Raw genomic sequence first — 24,104 nt, forward strand, 5'->3', positions numbered from 1 at the left:
CTGTTTTGCCTCCGCACCTTATCCTCTCATTTCTTACTACTCAATCGACTGGCTTAGCGCTTGCAGTTCGTCGCAGGTTACGCATAAACTACCTGCTTTGATAATTATTTCACTTTGATAATTATTATCGTTTCGATTCACTTTCTCGCTATTTTTCGATAACGTTCGGGTCGCAATAATTGTTAAACCCGTTAACTTTTAATCGCAGGGCACCATCTTGGACCAACAGGCAAGCCAATCCAGCACTTTTATCCTCCGTGAGCTGAGTTTTTCGGTTCCCGGCCGAACCTTATTACAGCCACTGTCACTGACATTCCCACAAGGCAAAGTCTGCGGACTTATCGGCCATAATGGTTCCGGTAAATCAACACTATTAAAAATGCTGGGTCGCCATCAGTCACCATCAAGTGGCGAAGCCTTACTCAATGATGTGCCATTAGCGCTGTGGGACAGCAAAGCGTTTGCCCGTGAAGTTGCTTATTTGCCACAACAGTTACCGGCGGCTGAAGGGATGACGGTACGCGAACTGGTGGCGATTGGCCGCTATCCGTGGCATGGCGCGTTAGGCCGTTTTCGTCAGGAAGACCGCCAACAAGTGGAAGAGGCAATTGCGCTGGTCGATTTAAAACCCTTGGCTAGCCGGTTGGTTGACAGCTTATCCGGTGGCGAACGGCAGCGTGCCTGGTTGGCCATGCTGGTGGCACAAAATAGCCGTTGCCTGTTGCTCGATGAACCGACTTCGGCACTGGACATTGCGCATCAGGTAGAGGTATTAGGGTTAATTCAACATCTCAGCCGTGAACGCGGATTGACGGTCATTGCTGTGTTGCATGATATCAATATGGCCGCCCGTTATTGCGACCACTTAGTGGCATTGCGTGGCGGGGAGATGATTGCACAAGGGCCGGCTGACAGCCTGATGCAGGGAGAGGTATTGGAGCAAATCTACGGTATCCCAATGGGGATATTACCGCATCCGGCCGGTGGTGCGCCGGTAAGCTTCGTGTACTAATGACAACACATTTATCCATGGTTGAATCTCATTGCGCGATGCCAGATCACTCTCGGCGCAGACTGCTTACCGCATTAGCATTATCGCCGTTACTGCTGTCATTGCCCAGTTGGGCGCAGAATAGCGGCAAGATTGATGTTAATCGAGTTGTCACGTTAGAGTGGTTACCCACTGAGTTACTGTTGGCATTGGGGGTTACACCTTATGGTGTGGCTGACACCCATAATTACCGACTATGGGTTGAAGATCCTGAATTGCCTGCCAGTGTTATTGATGTGGGGCAGCGTACTGAACCTAACCTGGAACTGCTACAGCAAATGGCACCGTCGCTAATCCTGATGTCGCAAGGCTTTGGCCCTTCGCCGGAAAAACTCGCTCCTATCGCTCCCTCGATGAGTTTTGCCTTTAATGAAGAGGGCAGTTCACCGCTGGCAGTTGGCCGGAACTCATTGCGTACGCTGGGCCAACGGCTAGGGCTAGAAACGGTTGCGGAGCAGCATATTGCTGACTTTACCCACTTTATGCAGGTAGCTCGTCAACGTCTTTATCGCACCAGCCAGGCACCACTACTGATGTTTACTCTGTTGGACACTCGCCATGCGCTGGTCATCGGCAAAGGCAGCCTATTCCAAGATGTATTGGACCAATTGAAGATTGAAAATGCCTGGCAGGGGGAAACCAATCTCTGGGGTAGCTCGGTTGTGGGTATTGAACGTTTAGCGACCATAAAACAGGGGCGCGCCATCTGCTTCGATCATGGTAATCGTGAAATGTTACAACAGGTTGCTCGCACTCCGTTGTGGCAATCTATGTCGTTTGTGCGTCAAAACCAATTACGAATATTGCCGCCGGTATGGTTCTACGGCTCAACGTTGTCTGCCATGCGTTTTGTGCGTCTTTTGGAGCAGGCATGGGGTAATGCATCATGATGGCAACCCATCCACGCAAGAGCGGGTTACTGCCCATTGGATTACTTGGGCTGTTATTGATAATTGCTGTGGCACTGACTCTATATAACCTGCGCCAATTATTACCCGTTTCATTATGGGCTGAAGCGTTATGGCGGCCAGACAACAATGATGTTCGCCAGATGTTATTCCATTACAGCCAGTTACCGAGGTTGGTCGTCGCATTGCTCACCGGTGCTGGATTAGGGTTAGTCGGTGTTTTATTCCAGCAAGTATTGCGTAACCCATTGGCCGAACCCGCCACACTCGGTGTCGCGGCGGGTGCCCAACTTGGGCTGACAGTCGCTACCCTATGGATGCTACCCGGTGGCGAATTGACCCGCCAACTGGCAGCAATGGCCGGTGGTATGGTCATCGGTGCGTTGGTATTTGGTGTCGCCTGGGGAAAACGACTCTCGCCTGTCACTCTGATTCTGGCCGGCCTGGTTCTTGGTTTGTACTGTGGTGCAGTTAATGGTCTGTTGGCACTATTTAACTATGACCAGTTGCAGGGGCTATTCTTATGGAGCAGTGGCGCACTGAATCAGCAGGATTGGAGTACGGTGCAATTTATTCTGCCACGCTTAGTGATTACCTGCATATTGGCAGCTTTACTGATACGCCCATTAACCTTATTGGGGCTAGATGATGGCATTGCCCGTAATCTAGGACTGGGGTTATCACTGGCGCGGTTGAGTGCGCTGGGCGTGGCAATTATTTTCAGTGCGATGTTAGTTAATGCAGTCGGAGTCATTGGGTTTATCGGTTTATTTGCGCCACTGTTGGCGAAAATTTTTGGTGCGCGGCGGTTATCTCAGCGCTTGATACTGGCACCGGTAGTCGGGGCGTTACTGCTCTGGGTTACCGATCAGAGCATCATCTGGCTGACGCAAGTCTGGCGGGAGATTCCTACCGGTGCGGCGACCGCCTTGATTGGTGCGCCACTACTGTTGTGGCTACTGCCACGTTTACACAGTGCGACCGCACCCAATATGGATTTTGGCGATAATGTTCCTGCTGAACGACAGCATTTAGGATTATGGATAAGTGTTGGTTTGCTGTTACTGCTGGCTGGGTTGACGGTAGCGCTTATGCTCGGCCGCGACAATCAGGGCTGGAGCTGGATTACCGGTGATGAACTTCAGGCAGTGTTACATTGGCGCTGGCCACGTGTGCTCGCGGCATTATCGGCCGGTATGATGCTGGCGGTGGCGGGGACCTTAATCCAAAAACTGACGGGTAACCCAATGGCTAGCCCCGAAGTTCTGGGTATCAGCTCTGGTGCTTCTTTCGGCGTGGTGGTCATGATGTTTATCGTGCCAGGTAATGCGTTGCTATGGTTGCTACCCGCCGGGAGCTTAGGGGCTGCGGCCACGTTATTGTTGATTCTGGTGGTTGCTGGTCGTGGCGGGTTCTCTCCCGGCAGAATGCTATTAGCAGGGATTGCACTGAGCACCGCCTTTACCACGGTAATCACGATGTTACTGGCCAGTGGCGACCCACGTATGCGCGGCTTGCTGGCGTGGATTTCTGGCTCTACCTACTCGGTTAATGGAACACAGGCAGTAACAACCGGTTTAGTTGCTTTGGTGCTGATTGCATTAGCGCCACTGTGCCGCAGATGGTTAATGATTTTGCCATTGGGCAGTGTCACCGCCAGAGCACTGGGTATGGCGCTTGCACCTAGCCGGTTAGCCATTTTGTTATTGGCTGCCATCTTAACTGCCGCTGCTACCCTGACAGTTGGGCCTTTAAGTTTTGTCGGGCTGATGGCACCACATATGGCGCGTATGATGGGCTTTCGCCGAGCCATTCCACAACTGTTTATCGCGGCTATTTTAGGTGGACTGCTGATGGTATTTGCCGACTGGTGTGGCCGCATGCTGTTGTTCCCGAACCAAATCCCCGCAGGGTTGTTGGCAACATTTATTGGTGCTCCTTACTTTGTTTATTTATTGCGTAAACAAGGGCGGTAAGCATTTATTATGTCAATAATCTGCTTCGTTTGAATATGGACTCTGATCCGTAGTTAGATTTTTATCAAATATATCATCGAGCTATTAATTATGAGTCGATGATATGGAGGGTATTGGGTTAATTTATAGTAATATCATTTAATAATTATTGTATTTAAAATTATTATAAATAAAAATACTACATGTATTGTTAATTATATTTAAACTCAGTTAAATTTAATAAGTAATAAAGTATTGCTCATGAGTTTTTATATGATAGTGTGAAAGAGTCAGGCAGAAAATCCATCGCGTTACTTAGACGCTAATTGTGATTGTCAATTTGATAGTTACCTGTATATTATCAAGCTAAATAATGCAATATAAATTATTTTTAAGTTATTAGTTTGTCTGATTATTCTACTCATTATTTAGTGATAATTAAATTGGAGAGAAATAAGATGACTGAATTAATTCATGAAAAAAGTAAGTTTTTTCTGCATGGAGTTAATGACAAGGTATTGATTAATATCTTGTTAATATATGGCCTGATAGTGACAGGCTTTGGTGTGTTACTCATTCTCGATGTATTAACTTTTTCTCTGACGACGCACATTGATACTGTTCAGCCAGTAACCCGTAATATAATAGATTATCACCCAGTTGAAGTTAAAATGCCTACACTTCCTATGGGGCCAAGTTGGAATGGTAGTAGTGGTGGTGATATTCCACAGAATGTGGAAATATCAGAATTACTTTATACCGTTAATCGGCATTAAATTAATTAAGCGCATTAAACCTCTGGGCTTTAATTTATAACCACCTCCAGTGTTTTGGCGGTGGTTATAGTATCTATAGATATTAAAGTTTGGCAAAACACCGGCGGGCAGCATCGACGGTTCTCTGGATATCGTCTTTGCTATGTGCGACGGACATAAAACCGGCTTCAAACGCAGAAGGGGCCAGATAGACGCCTTCTGCCAGCATCAAATGGAAGAAACGTTTAAAGCGTTCGACATCACAATTCATGACATCCTGATAGCAGGTGACAGTTGGTGAATTGCTAAAGAAGATACCAAACATGCCACCCACGTGGTTAACCACCAGCGGGATGTTCTCTGTTTGTGCCGCATTGAGCAGGCCAGTTGCCAGTAAATCGGTTAACTCGGTCAGGGTTTCATGAATACCTACCTGTGCCACTTCAGTCAAACAGGCATAACCCGCCGCCATAGCGATAGGGTTCCCGGAGAGAGTACCCGCCTGATAAACTGGTCCAGTCGGTGCCAGTGCCTCCATGACATCACGACGACCACCGAAAGCACCCACCGGCATACCACCACCGATAATTTTCCCCAGACAGGTTAAGTCAGGAATGACATGGTAGTAATCCTGCGCCCCGGCTAATGCCACCCGGAAACCCGTCATGACCTCATCAATAATCAGCAATGCACCAAATTCATCACATAGATCACGCAGCCCCGGCAGGAATTCTGGCTGCGGTAATATGCAGTTCATATTGCCAGCGACAGGCTCAACAATGATACAGGCGATTTCTTGTGGGTATTGCTCAAAGGCTTCGCGTACAGAGGCTAGATCGTTATAAATACAGGTCAGCGTGTGCTTAGCGAAGTCAGCCGGTACCCCCGGAGAGTTTGGCTGACCGAGGGTCAATGCGCCAGAGCCCGCTTTTACTAATAGGCAGTCGGCGTGGCCGTGATAGCAGCCTTCAAACTTGATGATTTTATCGCGCGCAGTGAAACCTCGGGCTAGACGAATGGCGCTCATGGTGGCTTCGGTACCGGAGTTAACCATCCGTACCATATCCATGGTTGGCACTAATTCTGTCACCAACTCAGCCATTTTGACTTCCATCGCTGTCGGTGCACCAAAGCTTAGGCCGCGCTCGACAGCTTCAATTACGGCCTGACGAATAGCGGGATGATTGTGACCAAGCACCATCGGACCCCAGGAGCCGACATAATCGATGTAGGCTTTACCATCGACATCAAATAGATAAGCGCCGTCAGCACGTTCGATAAACAATGGAACGCCACCGACACCGGTGAATGCACGCACCGGAGAGTTAACCCCGCCTGGGATCACCTGCTGTGCCTGGGCATACAGACTTTCGGACTTACTCATAAACTGGCTCCTGAATTGGGCTTGGTGACATTGGCTGAGATGATATTATATTAAATAACAGTGAGTTATATAACATCAATATTGTTAACATCAGCTATAACAATAGACAATGGTGCCTATTCTAAAGAACTGGCCGCGGTTATCAAATGATTGGGCATAATTAACTGCTAGCTTGCGCGACGTGCCGCATATCCGAAACTTTCATCGCTAAACTTACGTTCTAAGCCAGAGCGTTTCATCGACGTTTAAGCAGGCACATCATGATGATGTAGTCTAAACTCAGACTACTGTTCATTTGTATTACTTATTACTCAATTGATAAATAGACTAATCATGACTGATTCAACGCAACCAATGCCTGCTGAAGGCGTTACTGAACTCAAACGGGGTCGTTTTATTCGAGCATTGGTTAATCGTGATAAAACGCCGTTGGTTATTCTTATCATGGCTGGTGTGGTCGGGGTTGTTACCGGTTTGCTGGCTGTGGCTTTTGATCGCGGCGTCGATTGGATCCAACAACAAAGGTTGGCAACGCTGGCCAAAGTCGCGGATTACGCAATTTTGGTATGGCCGTTGGCTTTCGTTATGTCGGCGCTGCTGGCGATGGTAGGTTATTTTTTGGTGCGTCGTTTTGCTCCTGAGGCTGGTGGTTCAGGTATTCCTGAAATCGAAGGGGCAATGGAGGAGATGCGGCCAGTGCGCTGGTGGCGGGTTATTCCGGTTAAATTTATTGGCGGCCTTGGAACATTAGGGGCGGGCATGGTGTTAGGCCGGGAAGGGCCGATGGTACAGATGGGGGGTAATAGCGGGCGGATGATTGTCGATATCTTTCGTCTGCACAGCCCTGAAGCACGTCATTCATTGCTGGCAACCGGTGCAGCTGCCGGGTTGTCTGCGGCCTTCAATGCCCCGCTGGCGGGGATTTTGTTCGTTATTGAAGAGATGCGCTCTCAGTTCCGCTACAGTCTGGTATCAATCAAAGCCGTATTTGTCGGGGTGATAACATCTACTATCGTCTACCGCTATTTTAACGGTGAACATGCGGTTATTAATGTCGGTAAAATGAGCGAAGTGCCACTGGACACATTATGGCTTTACCTTGTGCTGGGGATTATTTTCGGTGCCATCGGTGTAATGTTCAATGCGTTAATATTCCGCACGCAGGATATGTTCATGCGTTTCCATGGTGGTGATTGGCGCAAGTTAGTTTTGCTTGGCGGCCTGCTGGGAGGAATGTGTGGTTTATTGGCATTGTTTCATGGCGAGGCTGTGGGGGGCGGTTTTGCATTAATTCCTATTGCGGCAGCCGGTAACTTCAGTATCGGCATGTTGCTATTCATTTTTATTGCTCGAGTTATTACGACACTATTGTGCTTTGGTTCTGGTGCACCTGGCGGGATATTTGCCCCAATGTTGGCTTTAGGAACTATTTTGGGCACCGCTTTCGGCTTGTCCTGTGCGTATTTTTTCCCCGAATACGGCATTGAGGCCGGGACTTTTGCTATTGCCGGGATGGGGGCGCTGTTTGCTGCATCGGTACGTGCACCACTGACTGGGATAGTTTTGGTGTTGGAGATGACCGATAATTATCAGCTTATTTTACCGATGATAGTGACCTGCTTGGGCGCCACATTAATAGCACAATTTATGGGGGGTAAGCCCTTGTATTCAGCTATTTTAGCCCGCACATTACAAAGACAAGAGCAGGCTGCATCTGCGAGTGAACAACAACAACCGGTGGTTGAAAATGATACTCAAACAGGTAGATAATATATAACATTAGCCAGCAATACTTGAATGAATTACTCAGGTATTAGATAATTGATGATTAGATCAGGCTGCCATTGTAGTAACCTGCAACTCGAACACCGGTTGGGAGTGATGAGTATGAGCGATGAAACAGTACTGCCCCTACAGTTTACTGAGGCAGCAGCTAAGAAAGTTAAACTGCTGATTTCTGATGAGGAAAATCCGAATCTGAAGCTGCGGGTTTATATTACCGGTGGCGGATGCAGCGGGTTCCAGTATGGTTTTACTTTCGATGATCAAATCAACGATGGGGATATGACCATCGAAAAGCAAGGCGTGGAATTGGTTGTTGATCCGATGAGCCTGCAATATCTGGTCGGCGGTGCGGTGGATTATACCGAAGGGTTGGAAGGTTCACGCTTTATTGTGACGAACCCGAATGCGAAAAGTACTTGTGGTTGCGGTTCTTCTTTCAGCATTTAATTTATCCTGTGTCCTTGATGCTACAGCGACGTTAGCTGTATTCACTTACCCGAACCACTGAATTGGGCCAGCTCATCGGGATTAGTGAGCCTCATTTTGAAGGTACACTCTACGGGCTAGCATCAATGCTGTTCAAATCGCTTCTGACTGATTTGTCGTTCGTTTGCTGCCCTGCTGTAACACCAATGACTTTGGCTATAATTAGTCCACTAAATTTCCGATAAAAAACCGCAACTTTAACAGTTGCGGTTTTTTTCATCTGAATATTACCATTCTACAGTGATCAACTGTGTCATCTGGCTGTTACTGGTTTGGCTGAGTAATGAGCCATCTGTCGCAATAAAAGAATGGCTGATTTTAGGTTCGCTAACCAAGCCACCTCCTCGTTGGCAGTGTATTTGTGGATAATTTACTTTTGCATCATTCGCTATGTGTTCATTTTGATTCGGTGATTGCACCTGACAAGATGGCACGATAGTTAAGCTTAATTCTATTGTGCCGCTTAGCCCCTGAGCCAGCGACGGACTGGCAATAAATGCCAGCCAAAACGTAAACAAAAAATATTTCATGATTTATGACTGCATTTTTATCTGTCGGTGTCCCATTCAGCCAGCTAAATGGGGATATCCTGCTTATTGACGCCGCAGCGTTGTTAGCTATCAGGGCCAATTATTTTGGATAGATATATCGGCTAATTATTTAAAAACTTGAAGATTTAGATCATACAAATTAGACCAATCACTCTATTAGTGCTCTATTTCAAATGTGGGTAGTTTTAAACGCCAGCGGATAGCTGCAAGCCGGATACCGAGCGTAATCACCATGCCCAGCATCATTGCTTGTTGTAAGGGCATACCAAAAGTATAGAACGCGGTAGCATGAACGATACCACCAATAATGCAGGCGGTAGCATAAATTTCAGTGCGCAGGATCATTGGGATCTCGCGGGCTAATACATCGCGGATAATCCCACCGCCGACTCCGGTTATAACACCCATACAGATAGCCACTAGCGGGCTGGCACCAGCAGCAAAGGCTTTATTGACGCCGATACCGACGAACACTGCCAGACCAATAGCATCAAGCACCGGCAGGATCCATTTCGGTGTTCGACGAGGTTGACGCACCAACAAAATGGTTGCCAGACAGGTCACCATTGCAACCACCAAGTCAGTAGGATCTTTCACCCAAAAAACCGGGCCATTGGCCAAGGCCATATCGCGGATTGTTCCGCCACCGACAGCCGTCACCACCCCTAAAACCAGCACACCAAACGGGTCCATACGCAACTTCCCCGCTAGCAATACACCAGAGATAGCAAATACCGCAGTACCTAAAATATCCAGCCAATAAACCAGCATTAATGTGACTCCGCCACGGGGGATTGAACGCTGGCCATTTGTTGGCACAACTGTTCAGCGGCCAGCAGGATACGCGGACCCGAACGATTAAACCAGTCCTCATTCAGCGTTATAACAGGAATTGCAAGCTGAGGTTGCCAGAAGTCTCTGACATTATCAGCCTGTGGCTGGTCACCGCTGACTACGATCACCTGTGGTTGGCGTGTCATGACTTGTTCCCGACTGACTTGAGGCCAAGGAACACGACTGCCAGCAAAAATATTTTCTCCACCACACAGGGAAATAACCTCACTTTGTAACGTATGCCCAGAGCTGGTAAACAGCGGCTGAGTACCAAACTGTAAAAAGGTACGCAAGGGCGTGTTACGGGCATTGTGGCGACGTAATTCAGTAACCTTCTGACGGAGTTGAGCTGCGGCTTGGTGGGCCTGTTCAGGATGCTGGCTGTATTGCGCCAATTTATCCAGATCACCAGCAATTTGATCAATATTTACCGGATCAGAATAGAAAATTGGAATACCAAAGGCGGCGAGTTGATCAAGCGGGCGTTGTGGATTACCGCCACGCCACGCGAGGATCAAGTCTGGCTTTAATGCCAAAATACGTTCGACATTCACGCCTTGCCAGGATGCAACTTGCTCAAGCTTTTTAGCCGCTTCCGGGTAATCAGAGTAAGCACTTACTGCAACCAGTTTATCGCCTAATCCCGCGGCATAAGCCAGTTCGGTGGTGCTGGGGGATAAGCTGATAATCCGCTCTACTGCCACTGCGTATGGTGCAAACAGGGCAAACGAAAACAGGCCGAGCAACAACGTTATTGCTGCTCGTGATAGGGAGAAAATACGGGAACGGACCATTAATTGCGATTAGCCAGTGTGGTTAACATGGCTTCGATCATAAGCGTCGACTGCTGAGCGGCGACCACTAAGAACTCTTCAAAGCTCAGGTGAGACTCCTGATCAGCCACATCAGAAATCGCACGAACCACAACGAAAGGTGTCTTGAACAGATGGCAAACATGGCCGATAGCGGCGGCTTCCATCTCGACTGCTGCCACCGACGGGAAGGCCGCGCGGATACGGGCCAGGGGGGCTGAACCATTAATAAAGGCATCGCCGCTGCAAATCAGGCCGCGTACTGCATGTAAGTTCAATTGATTAATGCAGCTTTCTGCCAGTGCAATCAACTCAGCATCAGCAATGAAAGCGGGAGGGCAACCGGCCATTTGGCCTGCTTCATAGCCGAATGCGGTCACATCAGCATCGTGATAGCGAACTTCGTTAGAAACAACGATATCACCCACTTTCAAACTGGAGGCTAAGCCACCCGCAGAGCCGGTATTGATTACCACGTCTGGCTGGCAATGCTCTAACAGCAATGTTGTTCCCATGGCCGCAGAGACTTTACCAATGCCGGATTTTAGTAATGCGACATCAACGCCATTGAGTTTACCAGTGTAAATTTCGCAACCTGCTCGCGCCAAGGTTTGGCGATTTTCAATTTTATCACGCAGCAACGTAACTTCTTGCTCCATTGCACCAATAATGCCTACTTTCATATGGATACCCGCTGATTTTAAAGAGTGGATTAAGTTGTAATTATCAACGCACAGTTTATCAGTTAAGTGAGATATCCGGGTAGCTCAGCAAAGATAATGCGTAATGTGCCGCAGTTCATGCGTAATCAATTGCATCTGTTGGCGGGAGTCGGTATCACTGTTTATATTAAATGATCAGGGGGATAACATGTCCGGGATCGACTTTAAGCAGAAAATCAGTTTTCAGCGGCCGTTTGGTAAATCCAGTTCGGCGGAAGATGAATATGAGATTACCCGAGTATTTGAAAGTGATCGGGGTCGGATTGTGAATTCTGCGGCCATTCGGCGTTTGCAGCAAAAAACGCAGGTCTTCCCACTGGAACGTAATGCCGCTGTTCGTAGCCGTTTAACCCATTCGTTGGAAGTGCAACAAGTGGGGCGTTACATTGCCAAAGAGATCCTTAATCGGTTTAAGCAGGATAAAAAAATCACAGCTTATGGGCTGGATAAGCTGCTTGATCCCTTTGAAAGCATAGTGGAAATGGCTTGCCTGATGCATGACATCGGTAATCCTCCCTTTGGTCATTTTGGTGAATCAGCTATCAATAACTGGTTTACAAAACAGATGGACCCTAACGGCGGTGGTGCGGAACCTCGTGGTAAGGATCATTGCCAGGTTAATGCATTAAGGCTGCGGGAAGGGGAAACAGAACTTAATATCCTACGCAGTAAAATCCGCCATGACCTAAGCCAGTTTGAAGGTAACGCACAAGCCATTCGGTTGGTTTACAGTTTATTAAAACTGAATCTGACTTATGCTCAGGTGGGATGCATTCTTAAATATACCAAACCGGCGTATTGGTCAGGCGATATTCCTGCTTCTCATCACTATTTGATGAAGAAACCAGGGTTTTATCTGGCTGAAGAAGACTATGTTAAAGATTTACGTCGTGAACTCAATATGGGAGAGTTCAATCGTTTCCCTCTGACATATATTATGGAAGCTGCTGATGATATTTCTTATTGTATTGCTGACTTAGAAGATGCAGTAGAAAAAAGTATTTTCAGTGTCGAGCAACTTTACGATCATATGATGCAAGAGTGGGGCGAAGTTACCCATGGTGACTTGTTTGATAAAGTTGTTGGTGGCGCATTTCGGCAATTAGGTCGCGGGCAAGGCCGGCGCAGTTCGGAAGATCAATTCTTTATGTATTTACGGGTAAATACTGTCGGGAAGTTAGTTCCCCATGCAGCACAACGGTTTATTGAAAATTTACCCACGGTATTTTCTGGCTCGTTTAATCAGGCATTATTAGAAGACTCCAGCCCCGCGTGTAAATTACTGCAAATTTTTAAAAAGGTGGCAGTAAAACATGTGTTTAATCATCCTGAAGTAGAACAGCTTGAATTACAAGGATATAGAGTTATTAGTGGGCTACTTGATATTTATAGCCCACTATTATCTATGCCGCAAACGGCCTTTACACAGTTAGTGGCAGAAGACAGCCACCGCCAGTATCCTATTGAGACGCGGTTATTCCATAAATTGTCTACTAAGCATCGCTTGGCTTATGCAGAATCGACAGAGCGGTTACGTAATTTATCGTCAGAACAACATGAGATCTATGAATATTATTATCGTGCTCGCTTAATTCAGGATTATATCAGTGGGATGACGGATCTTTATGCTTATGATGAATATCGGCGATTGATGGCTGCGGAATAGTATCCAAGCAAAGTAAGTTGTCCGTTTAATTAACTGTAGTTTTGTAAAGACGGACAATATTTTTTACTATTCCGATTATTGGTTCTATGAACTTCATCCCCCATATTTAATCTTACTATGCAAGACGGCTATATCCTTCTCTTGGCGTTGCCGCGTAGTGAGTGGCTTTCGTTACTCGACCCATCCCTACCGTTGAGCTTTAGTTCGCTCATTAGGATTCGCGCGATTGCTCACTGACTGCTACGTCAATTATTTTGGATATAAGTCAGTTATACCCTTTGTCTCTGAAGCTGCCAGGTTGTTAGCTGCAACTTCAATTTCTTTGGGTATATATACCATTTATTGACCCCTTATTAATTGTACAGCGAGAACCAGAATACATGAAAAAAACAACTTTAGTGTTAAGTGCATTGGCATTGAGCATCGGTTTAGCCATGGGGCCGGTTTCTTCTGCTATTTCGGCAGAGACGGCCTCTTCTAGCAGCCAGCAGCTCCCTAGCCTGGCGCCAATGCTAGAGAAAGTGATGCCTTCTGTTGTGAGCATCAACGTGGAGGGTAGCACCCAGGTTAGCAACTCCGGTGCTGGTGGTGTGCCACCACAGTTCCAGCAGTTCTTTGGTGATGACTCGCCGTTCTGTCAAGACGGTTCACCGTTCCAAGGCTCCCCGATGTGTCAGGGCGGGCAGGGTGGCAAAGGGGGATCACCTAGCAAGCAGGATTTCCGGGCGCTCGGTTCAGGTGTCATTATTGACGCTGCCAAAGGTTATGTCGTTACCAATAACCACGTGGTAGATAATGCGACTAAAATCAGCGTTAAACTGAGCGATGGCCGTAGCTATGAAGCAAAAGTGATCGGTAAAGATCCGCGAACTGATATCGCGTTATTGCAGTTAAAAGATTTTAAAAATCTGACTGCAATTAAAATCGCAGATTCTGATCAATTGCGTGTGGGTGATTATACCGTTGCTATCGGTAACCCATATGGTCTGGGTGAAACCGTAACATCCGGTATCGTGTCTGCTTTGGGGCGCAGTGGTCTGAACGTGGAAAACTACGAAAACTTTATCCAGACTGATGCCGCGATTAACCGTGGTAACTCCGGTGGCGCATTGATCAACCTGAACGGTGAGCTGATTGGTATCAACACTGCGATCCTGGCACCAGATGGTGGTAACATCGGTATTGGTTTCGCTATCCCAAGTAACATGGTGAAAAACCTGACATCTCAAATGGTTGAATTTGGTCAGGTGAAACGTGGTGAATTGGGCATTATGGGCACCGAGCTGAACTCTGAGCTGGCCAAAGCCATGAATGTCGATGCACAGAAAGGTGCCTTTATCAGTCAGGTCTTGCCAAAATCTGCGGCGGCCAAAGCCGGGATCAAAGCTGGTGACGTGATTGTCAGCATGAATGGTAAAGCAATCAATAGCTTCGCAGGTTTCCGTGCTGAGATTGGTACTCTGCCAGTGGGCAGTAAAATGACCTTAGGTCTGCTACGTGACGGTAAACCTGTCAATGTGGAAGTGACCTTAGAGCAGAGCAGCCAGACTCAGGTTGATTCCGGTAATCTCTATACTGGAATTGAAGGTGCGGAGCTGAGTAACTCTGATGTTAATGGTAAAAAAGGTGTGAAAGTTGATAGCGTGAAAGCCGGCACTGCCGCTGCACGTATTGGCCTGAAAAAAGGCGATATCATCATGGGGATTAACCAGCAGTCAGTTCAAAATCTGGGTGAGCTTCGGAAGATTCTCGATACCAAACCATCAGTGCTGGCGCTGAATATTCAGCGTGGTGACACTTCACTCTATTTATTAATGCAGTAATCGGCATTAATAACGCCAAAAGGGCGCAGTTCATTATGACTGTGCCCTTTTTTTATGCTGAAGCGGAGGTGTGCTAAGCAGTACCTAAATAGCTTTTGGCAGCATAGCGAACATTCTCTATCTCATCTAATAATTCAAGCCATTCAGGTTGCAAGTCTTGTAAATCTGTTTGCTGGCGCAATTGCTGCTCAATTGTCATGCACAATTGCTTCAGTCGCGGCACACCGCTACATGCACAACTGCCATGGAACTTATGAATTAGGTTCAGAATATCGTTGTCATGACTGCCTGCCAATATAGCCTGCACGCGACCTATTACTTGCGGCATAAATTCTAATAACATAGTTAACAGGTCTCTGGCGAGAGCCTCTTTATTGGCTGCTTGCCTGACTGCCAGTGGCCAATCTATCGCCCCATCACATTCAGATTGCAGTACCGGCAGGTGAGTAGCCTGCGCCAGAAGGGGGGCTGAACTATCATGCTGAAAGCGGGAAAGTGCCTGAATTAATCGAGCTTCATCAATCGGTTTTGCCAGATAGTCAGCCATCCCCAGTTTTAACAACTGTTCTTGCTGGCCTCTTACGGCGTGGGCGGTGACTGCAATAATGGGTGTATCCAGATGATGGGACATCTGATGAATGACTTCGCTGGCACGGATACCATCAATTTCAGGCATTTGAATATCCATTAAGATGATATCCAGCGTGTTTTCTCGGGCATAGGCAATGGCTTTCGCGCCACTGTCACACAACACGGTCTCTTCGACCTGTTCTTCAAGCAGGGTGCCAATGAGTTTTAGGTTAGCTGGATTGTCGTCAACTGCCATTACCTTAAACGGTAATTTAGCCAGCTTGTCCGCTTGCTCCACTACGGGTAATTCACTGTGAGGTTCTTCAGATAACAGTAATGGAATCAATCTATTCGATGACAAAGGTTTGACCAGACATGCTTTGGCACCGAGCTGTTTAAGTTGCTCTGCCTCCACCTGTGACTGGCTTGGTAGGGCCAGAATTACGCGCTCGGAAATTTTCAGCGCCGCTACCAGTTTATCTTGATGAACCGCCATATTATTACGGAACGGAATGGGTACCCCAACCAGCAGGAAATCATAATGTTGGCGCGGTAATTGCGCTAACGACGGACTATGAGTGACCTGCAAGGGCGTGACACTCAGAATATCTAGCGCGGCCCTTGCTGCACAAGTATTGCGCTCAACATAGGCGAGTGTTTTCCCCTCTAAGTACGACATATCAGGATGGCGATAAGAGAGGGTTTCGTTAAGATCCAGTGTGAGATGGAACCTAAAGGTTGAGCCGCGATCCACTTGGCTGTGAAAGCTAATATCGCCCCCCATCTCTTTGACCAATCTTTCGGTAATGACCAATCCAAGACCGGTCCCTCCGTGTCGACGCGAGATACTGGCATCTGCCTGACGAAAAGCCTGGAATAGCTGAGCCTGTTGGGATTCAGAAATACCAATGCCCGTATCGTGAATCTCTACCACCAGAGTGACTTGTTGTGCCGTCTTCGCCTGCACAGCAACCAGAATATCGATATTGCCCTGTTCGGTGAATTTAATCGCATTACCGAGCAAGTTCGTGACAATTTGCTGCAAACGCATCGCATCCCCGACTACCTGCTCGGGGACATCATTATTAACATGCAGTGTCAGCTCCAGCCCTTTCTCATGTGCGGTGTGTGCCAGTAAGATAATGACTTCATCCAGTGCACCACGTAGTGGGAAGGGAATGTGTTCAAGAATGAGTTTTTCGGCCTCCAGTTTGGAGAAGTCGAGAACATCATTAATGATACATAACAGGTTGTTGGCTGAACGTTGGATAGTCTGCAAATAGTCAGTTTGTGTGGGGGTTAGCGACGTTTTCAACGTTTGGCGCGTAAAACCAATGACACCATTTAGCGGAGTTCGTAGCTCGTGAGACATGTTAGCCAGAAACTCCGACTTAATGCGTGCCGCTTCCTGTGCCCGTTTTTTTGCCAGCCCCAGCTCGACATTTTGTATCTCCATCTGTTCCAGTGTTTCGCGTAAATCAGATGTTGCTTGATCGATATTTTGCTGCATCTCTTCGTGATAGGCCGCCAACGACATCGCCATCGAATTGATACCATTTTTCAGAATATTCAGCTCGCCGAGCATATGTCCTTCGACCCGGCTATCCAATTGCCCTCGACGAATACGGTCAACAGCATTCACCATGTTACGGATTGGGCCGGTAACATCGCGCATCAAACGATAAGCAAACAAAATCGCCACACACATGCAAAACAGCAACAGCAGGGTTGAAATAAAGATCTCTTTGTATTGCTGCAAACGCACCGATTGTAAATCCAAATCTATGGCGATATAGCCTAGTGGCTGATGGGTTATATCCGAATCCGAGACTCTGTCACTGGATAAGTTGGATTCCGAGACAATAGGCATTCGCATAATCAGCGAGTCGCCGCGATAAGAGAGCATCAGCGACTCAGGGATAGAATCACCTTTAGGTAACCTTAATTGTGAGGAATTGTAATTATAGTTAGATGTGACAAAAAGATTGTTATCTGCGTCGAAAACGGATATTGACCGAACAATATTCGAGTGACGGCGATGAAGCAGGTTAATCAACTGACGGACAGTATCGCGGTTGCGAAAGGTCATGCCATATTCACTGGCAACCGCCAACGGTTCGATAATATTAGTGCCTGCATTAACTATTTGTTTTTGAAGCTCATTATAACGATTTACCATAAAGGAAGTACTGAGTAACAGCCCAAGAAGCAGCGTGGGGGCCAGGATTAAAATCATCATGCGCGCGCGAAGACTGTATTTGGTCATGGTATTCCAATGTGGGAGAATCGGCAGCTTACAAAACCAGTGCTTGATCAATCAATATGGCGCAATTCTACTCTCCAAACCGACGTGTGACGACCCGACAAACGATAACTGTGACAGTAAATTCTCTTGATCCCTTTGGTCAGGGGGTTGCACGCGATAAAGGCAAAGCTATTTTTATCCCCGGGGTTCTACCGGGAGAGCAAGCTGAAATTGAGCTGATCGAGCAAAAACGCCAGTATGGTCGCGGTAAACTTAAACGTTTGTTGAACCAATGTAGCGAAAGAGTGGCTCCTCCTTGCCCTCACTTTGGAATTTGTGGAGGCTGTCAGCAGCAGCACGCTTGTAGCCAGTTGCAACAAGATAGCAAAGTAGATTCGCTCAGGCGACTGCTGGTGCAGGCCACGGGGGGCTGCCCTACATTAGACTCGGTTATCTGTGGGCCAGAGTATGGTTATCGGCGGCGGGCGAGGTTGGGGTTGCTCTATCAGCCAAAACAGCAGCGATTACAAATGGGCTTCCATCAAACTGAATCTCACGACTTGGTTAGCATAAAACATTGTCCCGTCCTGCGGCCTGAATTGGAGCGTCTGCTACATCCGCTCTATCAATGTTTATCTGCCTTACAGGCTGTGCGCCGGTTAGGGCATGTGGAACTGGTACTGGCTGATAATGGGCCGTTGCTGGTTTTACGTCACCTTGATACCCTTAATGAGGTAGATCGTGCAGCGCTTACAGATTTTGCCCTGCGGGAGGGGGTTGCCGTTTATCTGGCTGCCGACAGCGAGAATCTGGAAAAACTCTTTGGTGAGGACCCCTATTACCAGATAGACGGTCTACGCTTAGCATTTCATCCACGGGATTTTATTCAGGTCAATGATACGGTCAACCAACAAATGGTGGCTCAGGCTCTGGCATGGCTTGATGTACAACCTGACGAGCGGGTACTGGATCTCTTCTGCGGCATGGGTAATTTTACATTGCCGCTAGCAAAGCGTGCGCGTGAAGTTGTCGGGGTGGAAGGAGTTGCGGAGCTGGTGGCTAATGGGCAGTATAATGCGCAGAACAATGCATTAGCCAACGTGTCATTTTTTCATGAAAATCTGGAATCCGATATCAGTCGTCAGCCGTGGGCGATGCAAGGATTCGATAAAGTATTATTAGACCCCGCTCGCGCAGGTGCTGCCGGGGTGATGTCACATATAGTCAAACTGGCGCCAAAGCGGGTGGTGTATGTTTCGTGTAATCCCACCACGCTGGCACGGGATAGTCAGGTGTTGTTAGCCGCCGGTTACCGTCTTGCTCAGGTGCGAATGTTGGATATGTTTCCCCACACCGGGCATCTTGAATCTATGGCGCTGTTCATGCAGGAGCCAGGGGTCGCAAAGTAGGGAGAAGTTATGGTTGCGGTACGAAGTGCACATTTGAATCCGGCGGGTGAGTTTGCTCTCGACGACTGGATCGCCAGCTTGGGGCTTCCTAATCCGCAGTCAGGTGAGCGATTGGCCGAAACCTGGCGTTACTGTGAGCAACAGACGCAAAACCATCCTGATGCCTCGTTATTGTTGTGGCGCGGTCTCGAAATGGTTGAGATTCTTTCCACTCTGAGCATGGATAACGACAGTATGCGCGCGGCGCTACTGTTCCCGCTGGTGGATGCCAATGTGGTGGATGAAACCACCCTGACTGAGCAATTTGGCAAGGGTATCACCTATCTGGTGCATGGCGTGCGTGACATGGACGCTATCCGCCAATTAAAAGCCACTCACAACGATTCCATGAGCTCTGAGCAAGTGGATAACGTGCGCCGTATGCTGCTGGCGATGGTGGAAGATTTTCGCTGCGTGGTCATCAAACTGGCTGAGCGTATTGCTCATTTGCGTGAAGTGAAAGATGCACCGGAAGACGAACGCGTGCTGGCGGCCAAAGAGTGTTCCAATATTTATGCCCCGCTGGCTAACCGCTTGGGTATTGGCCAGATTAAGTGGGAGTTGGAAGACTTCTGCTTCCGCTATCTGCATCCCGATGAATATAAACAAATTGCTAAATTGCTTCATGAGCGTCGTATTGATCGTGAACAATTCATTGATGATTTTGTCGCTTCATTGCACAAAGCAATGGCGGATGAAGGTATCAAAGCTGATATTTATGGCCGACCAAAGCATATCTACAGTATTTGGCGCAAGATGCAGAAAAAGTCGTTGGCCTTCGATGAGTTATTCGATGTGCGCGCTGTGCGAGTGGTCGTCGAGCGTTTGCAGGACTGCTATGCCGCATTGGGGATTGTGCATACTCATTTCCGTCATTTGCCTGATGAGTTTGATGATTACGTCGCTAACCCTAAACCCAATGGCTATCAGTCAATTCATACTGTAGTCCTCGGGCCGCGTGGGAAAACGCTGGAGATTCAAATTCGTACCCGCCAGATGCATGAAGATGCTGAACTGGGGGTTGCTGCCCACTGGAAGTACAAAGAAGGTGCTGTGGCGGCGGGGCGTTCTGGCTATGAAGGGCGCATTGCCTGGTTACGTAAGCTGATTGCTTGGCAGGAAGAGATGGCAGATTCTGGCGAGATGCTGGATGAAGTGCGCAGTCAGGTATTTGACGACCGGGTCTATGTGTTTACCCCGAAAGGCGATGTTATTGATTTACCTGCCGGTTCTACCCCACTCGACTTTGCTTATCATATTCACAGTGATGTGGGGCACCGCTGCATAGGTGCTAAAATCAGTGGCCGAATTGTGCCGTTTACCTATCAGTTACAGATGGGTGACCAGATTGAAATTATCACCCAGAAGCAGCCCAACCCAAGCCGTGACTGGCTGAATCCTAACCTCGGTTATGTCACTACCAGTCGTGGGCGATCCAAGATCCATAACTGGTTTAGAAAACAAGATAGAGACAAGAATATTCTTGCTGGCCGGCAGATGCTGGACGACGAATTGGAACATATGGATATCAGCCTAAAAGAGGCTGAGAAGCTGCTGGTTCCGCGCTATAACATGAATTCGATGGATGAAGTGTTGGCGGCCATTGGCGGTGGTGATATCCGTCTGAATCAGATGGTCAACTTCCTGCAAGGCAAGCTGAACAAGCCAACAGCGGAAGAGGCTGATTTAGAGGCATTGCGCCATCTGAATAATAAGCATCAGCCACCACCACGCAACGCCAGCAAAGACAGCGGGCGCATTGTGGTCGAAGGTGTTGGCAATCTGATGCACCATATTGCCCGCTGCTGCCAACCGATTCCCGGTGATGAGATTATTGGTTTTATTACCCAGGGGCGGGGGATATCCATTCATCGTGCTGATTGTGAACAACTGGCTGAATTGCAGTCTCATGCACCAGAGCGGATTGTTGATGCGGTTTGGGGTGAAAGCTACTCCAGTGGCTATTCATTAGTGGTGCGGGTGACCGCCAATGATCGCAGTGGTTTGTTACGTGATATCACCACCATACTGGCGAACGAAAAGGTCAATGTATTGGGGGTTGCCAGCCGCAGCGATACCAAAAAGATGCTCGCCACCATCGATATGGATATCGAGATTTACAACTTGCAGGTGCTGGGTAGGGTGTTAGCCAAGCTGAATCAGTTGCCGGATGTGATAGATGCCCGTCGGCTCCACGGCAATTAGTGAACTTTAAACGGCTACTGCGCTTTAGCATCTTGATATTGGGCAGTGCTCGCCCTCCTCACGTACTGCGTGTACGCTCCGGGGGCTGTGCGCTGGCCGCAATCTGCCTGCGCCCGCTACGCCTCGAATTTTAAACAGCAAAAGTGAATAAATTGAGATGACCCAGCCAGTAACTACCCCTGATATCAACGCCTTAGCTTTGCAACGTTTGTTGGATATTATGCGTACCTTACGTGACCCGGAACACGGCTGCCCGTGGGATCGTAAACAGACGTTTGACACCATCGCTCCCTATACATTAGAAGAAACCTATGAGGTGCTTGACGCGATTGCGCGCAAGGATTTTGACGATTTACGTGATGAGCTGGGCGATTTGCTGTTTCAGGTGGTGTTTTATGCCCAAATGGGGCAGGAACAGGGGCTGTTTGCGTTTGATGATGTTTGTCATGCCATCAGCGACAAACTGGAGCGTCGTCACCCTCATGTATTCCCTAATGCTGCGCTAAACGCCACTGACGTAGCGATTGGCAGTGAAGCGGCGCTGGCGGGTTGGGAATCGCGTAAAGCCGAGGAAAGAGCGGAGAAAGCCCTGTATTCGGCACTGGATGATATTCCCGATGCACTACCAGCATTGATGAAAGCCCATAAAATCCAAAAGCGCTGCGCAGCGGTTGGTTTTGATTGGGACACACTTGGTCCGGTTTTGGACAAAGTCTATGAAGAGATCGATGAAGTGATGTTCGAAGCTCGCCAGGCGGTGGTGGATGAAGAAAAACTGGGGGAAGAAATTGGCGATTTGCTGTTTGCTACGGTTAACTTATCTCGTCATTTAGGCCATAAAGCTGAAAATGCCTTACAGGCAGCTAACCGCAAGTTTGAACGTCGTTTTCGTCAGGTAGAACAAATAGTTACGGCATCAGGGAAGAGCATGGAGCGCGCGACGCTGGAAGAAATGGAAGCCGCCTGGCAGCAAGTTAAAAAGCAAGAAACTGAAATTTAAGGTGTTTTAATTCATTCGGCGGATGGTTGTTGGATTTTAATTACGTTAATATATTGAATTATAACGGATAGCAAGACGATGTTCCGTGCGGTTTTGGTCGCGAAAATGGCCACTGGCGCGGAGATAGTTTGTAGCGAAACCAAGGTTCGAGTATACTACTTTCCCGTCTTGGTTCTTCCATCGTCTTTAAACCTAAACTCTCAGGTTCAGCATGACAACTAATTATATTTTTGTGACCGGCGGGGTCGTATCCTCTCTGGGTAAAGGCATTGCCGCAGCCTCTCTGGCGGCTATACTTGAAGCCCGTGGCCTCAACGTTACCATCATGAAACTGGACCCGTACATCAACGTGGATCCGGGCACCATGAGCCCGACTCAACACGGGGAAGTTTTCGTCACCGAAGATGGTGCTGAAACCGATCTGGATTTAGGGCATTACGAGCGTTTCATTCGCACCAAAATGACCCGTCGTAACAACTTCACCACTGGCCGTATCTATTCTGAAGTTCTGCGTAAAGAACGCCGTGGCGACTATCTGGGTGCGACTATCCAGGTTATCCCTCATATTACCAATGCTATCAAAGAGCGCATCATCGAAGGCGGCGAAGGCCACGATGTGGTTTTGGTTGAAATTGGTGGCACCGTGGGCGATATCGAATCCTTGCCATTCCTGGAAGCTATTCGCCAGATGGCAGTTGATGTTGGCCGCGAGCACACGCTTTATATGCATCTGACGTTGGTTCCTTACCTGGCGGCTGCCGGTGAAGTGAAAACTAAGCCAACGCAACATTCGGTAAAAGAGCTGCTTTCCATTGGTATTCAGCCAGATGTGCTAATTTGCCGTTCTGATCGCGCAGTTCCTGCTAATGAACGGGCCAAAATTGCCTTGTTCTGTAATGTGCCAGAAAAAGCGGTTATCTCCCTAAAAGATGTTGATTCCATTTATAAAATCCCAGGGCTATTGAAATCACAGGGCCTTGACGATTATATTTGTAAACGATTCAGCTTAACTTGTCCTGAAGCAAATCTTGCTGAATGGGAACAGGTATTATACGAAGAGTCGAATCCAGGTGGCGAAGTGACCATCGGGATGATCGGTAAATACGTAGAATTGCCGGATGCTTATAAATCTGTGATTGAAGCGCTCAAACACGGTGGGCTGAAAAATCGCCTGACGGTGAACATCAAGCTGATTGATTCGCAAGATGTTGAGACACGCGGCGAAGAGATGCTGAAAGGACTGGATGCTATTCTGATCCCAGGTGGCTTTGGTTACCGTGGTGTGGAAGGCAAGGTTCTGGCAGCGCGTTATGCCCGTGAACACAATATTCCTTATCTGGGTATTTGCCTGGGTATGCAAGTTGCACTGATGGAGTTTGCCCGCAACGTAGCGGGGATGGAAAACGCAAACTCCACCGAATTTGTGCCAGACTGTAAGTATCCGGTGGTTGCATTAATCACCGAATGGCGTGATGAAGACGGCAACGTTGAAGTACGCACGGAAGAGAGCGATTTGGGCGGTACCATGCGGGTGGGTGGGCAACAATGTCACCTGACCGAAGGTAGCCTGGTACGTCAGATGTATGGCGAACCTACCATCGTTGAGCGCCATCGTCATCGCTATGAAGTAAACAACATGTTGTTGAAGCAGATTGAAGCCGCCGGGTTACGTGTAGCAGGGCGTTCTGCGGATAACAAACTGGTGGAAATTATTGAGTTACCAAACCACCCGTGGTTTGTAGCTTGTCAGTTCCATCCAGAATTTACTTCGACGCCACGTGATGGTCACCCGTTGTTCGCCGGCTTTGTTAAAGCGGCTGGTGATTATCAGAAGCGCCAGGTGAAATAAAATATTTGGTAGAAGGGGCGGCAGCGATGTCGCCCCCTCTGTCTGGAGTTTTAGT

The 24,104-nt window shown here is 48.1% G+C and carries 18 protein-coding genes; 12 read left to right on the top strand and 6 right to left on the bottom strand.

Annotated features, from left to right (window positions below; translation table 11 throughout):
• Positions 1-217 precede the first annotated feature (217 nt).
• From fhuC to V1956_RS06340, 4 genes are all read left to right on the top strand, one after another.
• Positions 218-1,012, top strand: coding sequence for a Fe3+-hydroxamate ABC transporter ATP-binding protein FhuC (fhuC, locus tag V1956_RS06325; protein ID WP_372558040.1), 795 nt, complete (start codon positions 218-220; stop codon positions 1,010-1,012).
• Positions 1,012-1,941: a Fe(3+)-hydroxamate ABC transporter substrate-binding protein FhuD gene (gene fhuD, locus V1956_RS06330; RefSeq protein WP_442824916.1), complete on the top strand. Its 930-nt coding sequence runs from the start codon at positions 1,012-1,014 to the stop codon at positions 1,939-1,941. Before fhuC ends, fhuD begins: the two co-directional genes overlap by 1 nt.
• Positions 1,938-3,935, top strand: a complete 1,998-nt coding sequence (fhuB, locus tag V1956_RS06335) for a Fe(3+)-hydroxamate ABC transporter permease FhuB (RefSeq protein WP_372558041.1) — start codon at positions 1,938-1,940, stop codon at positions 3,933-3,935. The genes fhuD and fhuB overlap by 4 nt, the downstream gene beginning before the upstream one ends.
• Positions 3,936-4,372: 437 nt before the next feature.
• Positions 4,373-4,690: an E492 group microcin gene (locus V1956_RS06340; RefSeq protein WP_372558042.1), complete on the top strand. Its 318-nt coding sequence runs from the start codon at positions 4,373-4,375 to the stop codon at positions 4,688-4,690.
• Positions 4,691-4,772: 82 nt separating this feature from the next.
• Here V1956_RS06340 and hemL read toward each other — a convergent pair whose 3' ends face one another.
• Complete coding sequence (gene hemL / locus V1956_RS06345; protein ID WP_442824917.1) at positions 4,773-6,053, bottom strand: glutamate-1-semialdehyde 2,1-aminomutase; 1,281 nt, start codon at positions 6,051-6,053, stop codon at positions 4,773-4,775.
• Between the two features lie 333 nt (positions 6,054-6,386).
• On the opposite strand from hemL, the gene clcA reads away from it, so the two are divergent.
• Together clcA and erpA are read left to right on the top strand one after the other, a co-directional pair.
• Positions 6,387-7,823 (top strand): H(+)/Cl(-) exchange transporter ClcA, encoded by a 1,437-nt coding sequence (clcA, locus tag V1956_RS06350; protein ID WP_420074248.1) that lies wholly within the window; start codon positions 6,387-6,389, stop codon positions 7,821-7,823.
• 117 nt (positions 7,824-7,940) lie between these two features.
• A complete protein-coding gene (gene erpA, locus V1956_RS06355; RefSeq protein ID WP_004706254.1) occupies positions 7,941-8,285 on the top strand; it encodes an iron-sulfur cluster insertion protein ErpA in 345 nt (114 codons plus the stop codon).
• Positions 8,286-8,551: 266 nt separating this feature from the next.
• On the opposite strand, the gene V1956_RS06360 is transcribed toward erpA, so the two are convergent.
• From V1956_RS06360 to mtnN, 4 genes are all read right to left on the bottom strand, one after another.
• On the bottom strand, positions 8,552-8,854 hold the full coding sequence (locus V1956_RS06360) for a hypothetical protein (protein WP_372568694.1): 303 nt from the start codon (positions 8,852-8,854) through the stop codon (positions 8,552-8,554).
• A 177-nt stretch (positions 8,855-9,031) separates the two neighbouring features.
• Positions 9,032-9,646: a TRIC cation channel family protein gene (locus V1956_RS06365; protein ID WP_019211026.1), complete on the bottom strand. Its 615-nt coding sequence runs from the start codon at positions 9,644-9,646 to the stop codon at positions 9,032-9,034.
• Entirely contained in the window at positions 9,646-10,503 is an 858-nt protein-coding gene (gene btuF, locus V1956_RS06370; RefSeq protein WP_420070874.1) for a vitamin B12 ABC transporter substrate-binding protein BtuF, read from the bottom strand. The genes V1956_RS06365 and btuF overlap by 1 nt, the downstream gene beginning before the upstream one ends.
• Entirely contained in the window at positions 10,503-11,204 is a 702-nt protein-coding gene (mtnN, locus tag V1956_RS06375) for a 5'-methylthioadenosine/S-adenosylhomocysteine nucleosidase (RefSeq protein ID WP_372558047.1), read from the bottom strand. Before mtnN ends, btuF begins: the two co-directional genes overlap by 1 nt.
• Before the next feature lie 187 nt (positions 11,205-11,391).
• Here mtnN and dgt point away from each other — a divergent pair, with 187 nt between their 5' ends.
• Both dgt and degP read left to right on the top strand, forming a co-directional pair.
• Complete coding sequence (gene dgt / locus V1956_RS06380) at positions 11,392-12,909, top strand: dGTPase (protein WP_083160434.1); 1,518 nt, start codon at positions 11,392-11,394, stop codon at positions 12,907-12,909.
• A 380-nt stretch (positions 12,910-13,289) separates the two neighbouring features.
• Complete coding sequence (degP, locus tag V1956_RS06385) at positions 13,290-14,732, top strand: serine endoprotease DegP (protein WP_083160432.1); 1,443 nt, start codon at positions 13,290-13,292, stop codon at positions 14,730-14,732.
• Positions 14,733-14,805: 73 nt separating this feature from the next.
• Here the strand turns inward: degP and barA are convergent, their stop codons facing one another.
• A complete protein-coding gene (gene barA, locus V1956_RS06390; protein ID WP_442824918.1) occupies positions 14,806-17,568 on the bottom strand; it encodes a two-component sensor histidine kinase BarA in 2,763 nt (920 codons plus the stop codon).
• Positions 17,569-17,624: 56 nt separating this feature from the next.
• On the opposite strand from barA, the gene rlmD reads away from it, so the two are divergent.
• From rlmD to pyrG, 4 genes are all read left to right on the top strand, one after another.
• Complete coding sequence (gene rlmD / locus V1956_RS06395) at positions 17,625-18,956, top strand: 23S rRNA (uracil(1939)-C(5))-methyltransferase RlmD (RefSeq protein WP_442824919.1); 1,332 nt, start codon at positions 17,625-17,627, stop codon at positions 18,954-18,956.
• Between the two features lie 9 nt (positions 18,957-18,965).
• Positions 18,966-21,200, top strand: a complete 2,235-nt coding sequence (gene relA, locus V1956_RS06400; RefSeq protein WP_372558050.1) for a GTP diphosphokinase — start codon at positions 18,966-18,968, stop codon at positions 21,198-21,200.
• Positions 21,201-21,357: 157 nt separating this feature from the next.
• Positions 21,358-22,200, top strand: coding sequence for a nucleoside triphosphate pyrophosphohydrolase (mazG, locus tag V1956_RS06405; protein ID WP_420074250.1), 843 nt, complete (start codon positions 21,358-21,360; stop codon positions 22,198-22,200).
• A gap of 211 nt (positions 22,201-22,411) precedes the next feature.
• A complete protein-coding gene (pyrG, locus tag V1956_RS06410) occupies positions 22,412-24,049 on the top strand; it encodes a glutamine hydrolyzing CTP synthase (protein WP_004701112.1) in 1,638 nt (545 codons plus the stop codon).
• Positions 24,050-24,104: the final 55 nt, after the last annotated feature.

This window comes from Yersinia sp. 2540 StPb PI, from assembly GCF_052217165.1.
Classification (GTDB): Bacteria; Pseudomonadota; Gammaproteobacteria; order Enterobacterales; family Enterobacteriaceae; genus Yersinia; species Yersinia enterocolitica_E.

Excerpts from the sequence above, each read along its gene's own strand:
- fhuD (WP_442824916.1), top strand. The coding sequence starts at position 1,012 with ATGACAACACATTTATCCATGGTTGAATCTCATTGCGCGATGCCAGAT.
- btuF (WP_420070874.1), bottom strand. The coding sequence starts at position 10,503 with ATGGTCCGTTCCCGTATTTTCTCCCTATCACGAGCAGCAATAACGTTG.
- V1956_RS06365 (WP_019211026.1), bottom strand. The coding sequence starts at position 9,646 with ATGCTGGTTTATTGGCTGGATATTTTAGGTACTGCGGTATTTGCTATC.
- mazG (WP_420074250.1), top strand. The coding sequence starts at position 21,358 with ATGACCCAGCCAGTAACTACCCCTGATATCAACGCCTTAGCTTTGCAA.
- pyrG (WP_004701112.1), top strand. The coding sequence starts at position 22,412 with ATGACAACTAATTATATTTTTGTGACCGGCGGGGTCGTATCCTCTCTG.
- barA (WP_442824918.1), bottom strand. The coding sequence starts at position 17,568 with ATGACCAAATACAGTCTTCGCGCGCGCATGATGATTTTAATCCTGGCC.
- clcA (WP_420074248.1), top strand. The coding sequence starts at position 6,387 with ATGACTGATTCAACGCAACCAATGCCTGCTGAAGGCGTTACTGAACTC.
- V1956_RS06360 (WP_372568694.1), bottom strand. The coding sequence starts at position 8,854 with ATGAAATATTTTTTGTTTACGTTTTGGCTGGCATTTATTGCCAGTCCG.
- mtnN (WP_372558047.1), bottom strand. The coding sequence starts at position 11,204 with ATGAAAGTAGGCATTATTGGTGCAATGGAGCAAGAAGTTACGTTGCTG.
- degP (WP_083160432.1), top strand. The coding sequence starts at position 13,290 with ATGAAAAAAACAACTTTAGTGTTAAGTGCATTGGCATTGAGCATCGGT.
- relA (WP_372558050.1), top strand. The coding sequence starts at position 18,966 with ATGGTTGCGGTACGAAGTGCACATTTGAATCCGGCGGGTGAGTTTGCT.
- erpA (WP_004706254.1), top strand. The coding sequence starts at position 7,941 with ATGAGCGATGAAACAGTACTGCCCCTACAGTTTACTGAGGCAGCAGCT.
- rlmD (WP_442824919.1), top strand. The coding sequence starts at position 17,625 with ATGGCGCAATTCTACTCTCCAAACCGACGTGTGACGACCCGACAAACG.
- fhuB (WP_372558041.1), top strand. The coding sequence starts at position 1,938 with ATGATGGCAACCCATCCACGCAAGAGCGGGTTACTGCCCATTGGATTA.
- dgt (WP_083160434.1), top strand. The coding sequence starts at position 11,392 with ATGTCCGGGATCGACTTTAAGCAGAAAATCAGTTTTCAGCGGCCGTTT.
- V1956_RS06340 (WP_372558042.1), top strand. The coding sequence starts at position 4,373 with ATGACTGAATTAATTCATGAAAAAAGTAAGTTTTTTCTGCATGGAGTT.
- hemL (WP_442824917.1), bottom strand. The coding sequence starts at position 6,053 with ATGAGTAAGTCCGAAAGTCTGTATGCCCAGGCACAGCAGGTGATCCCA.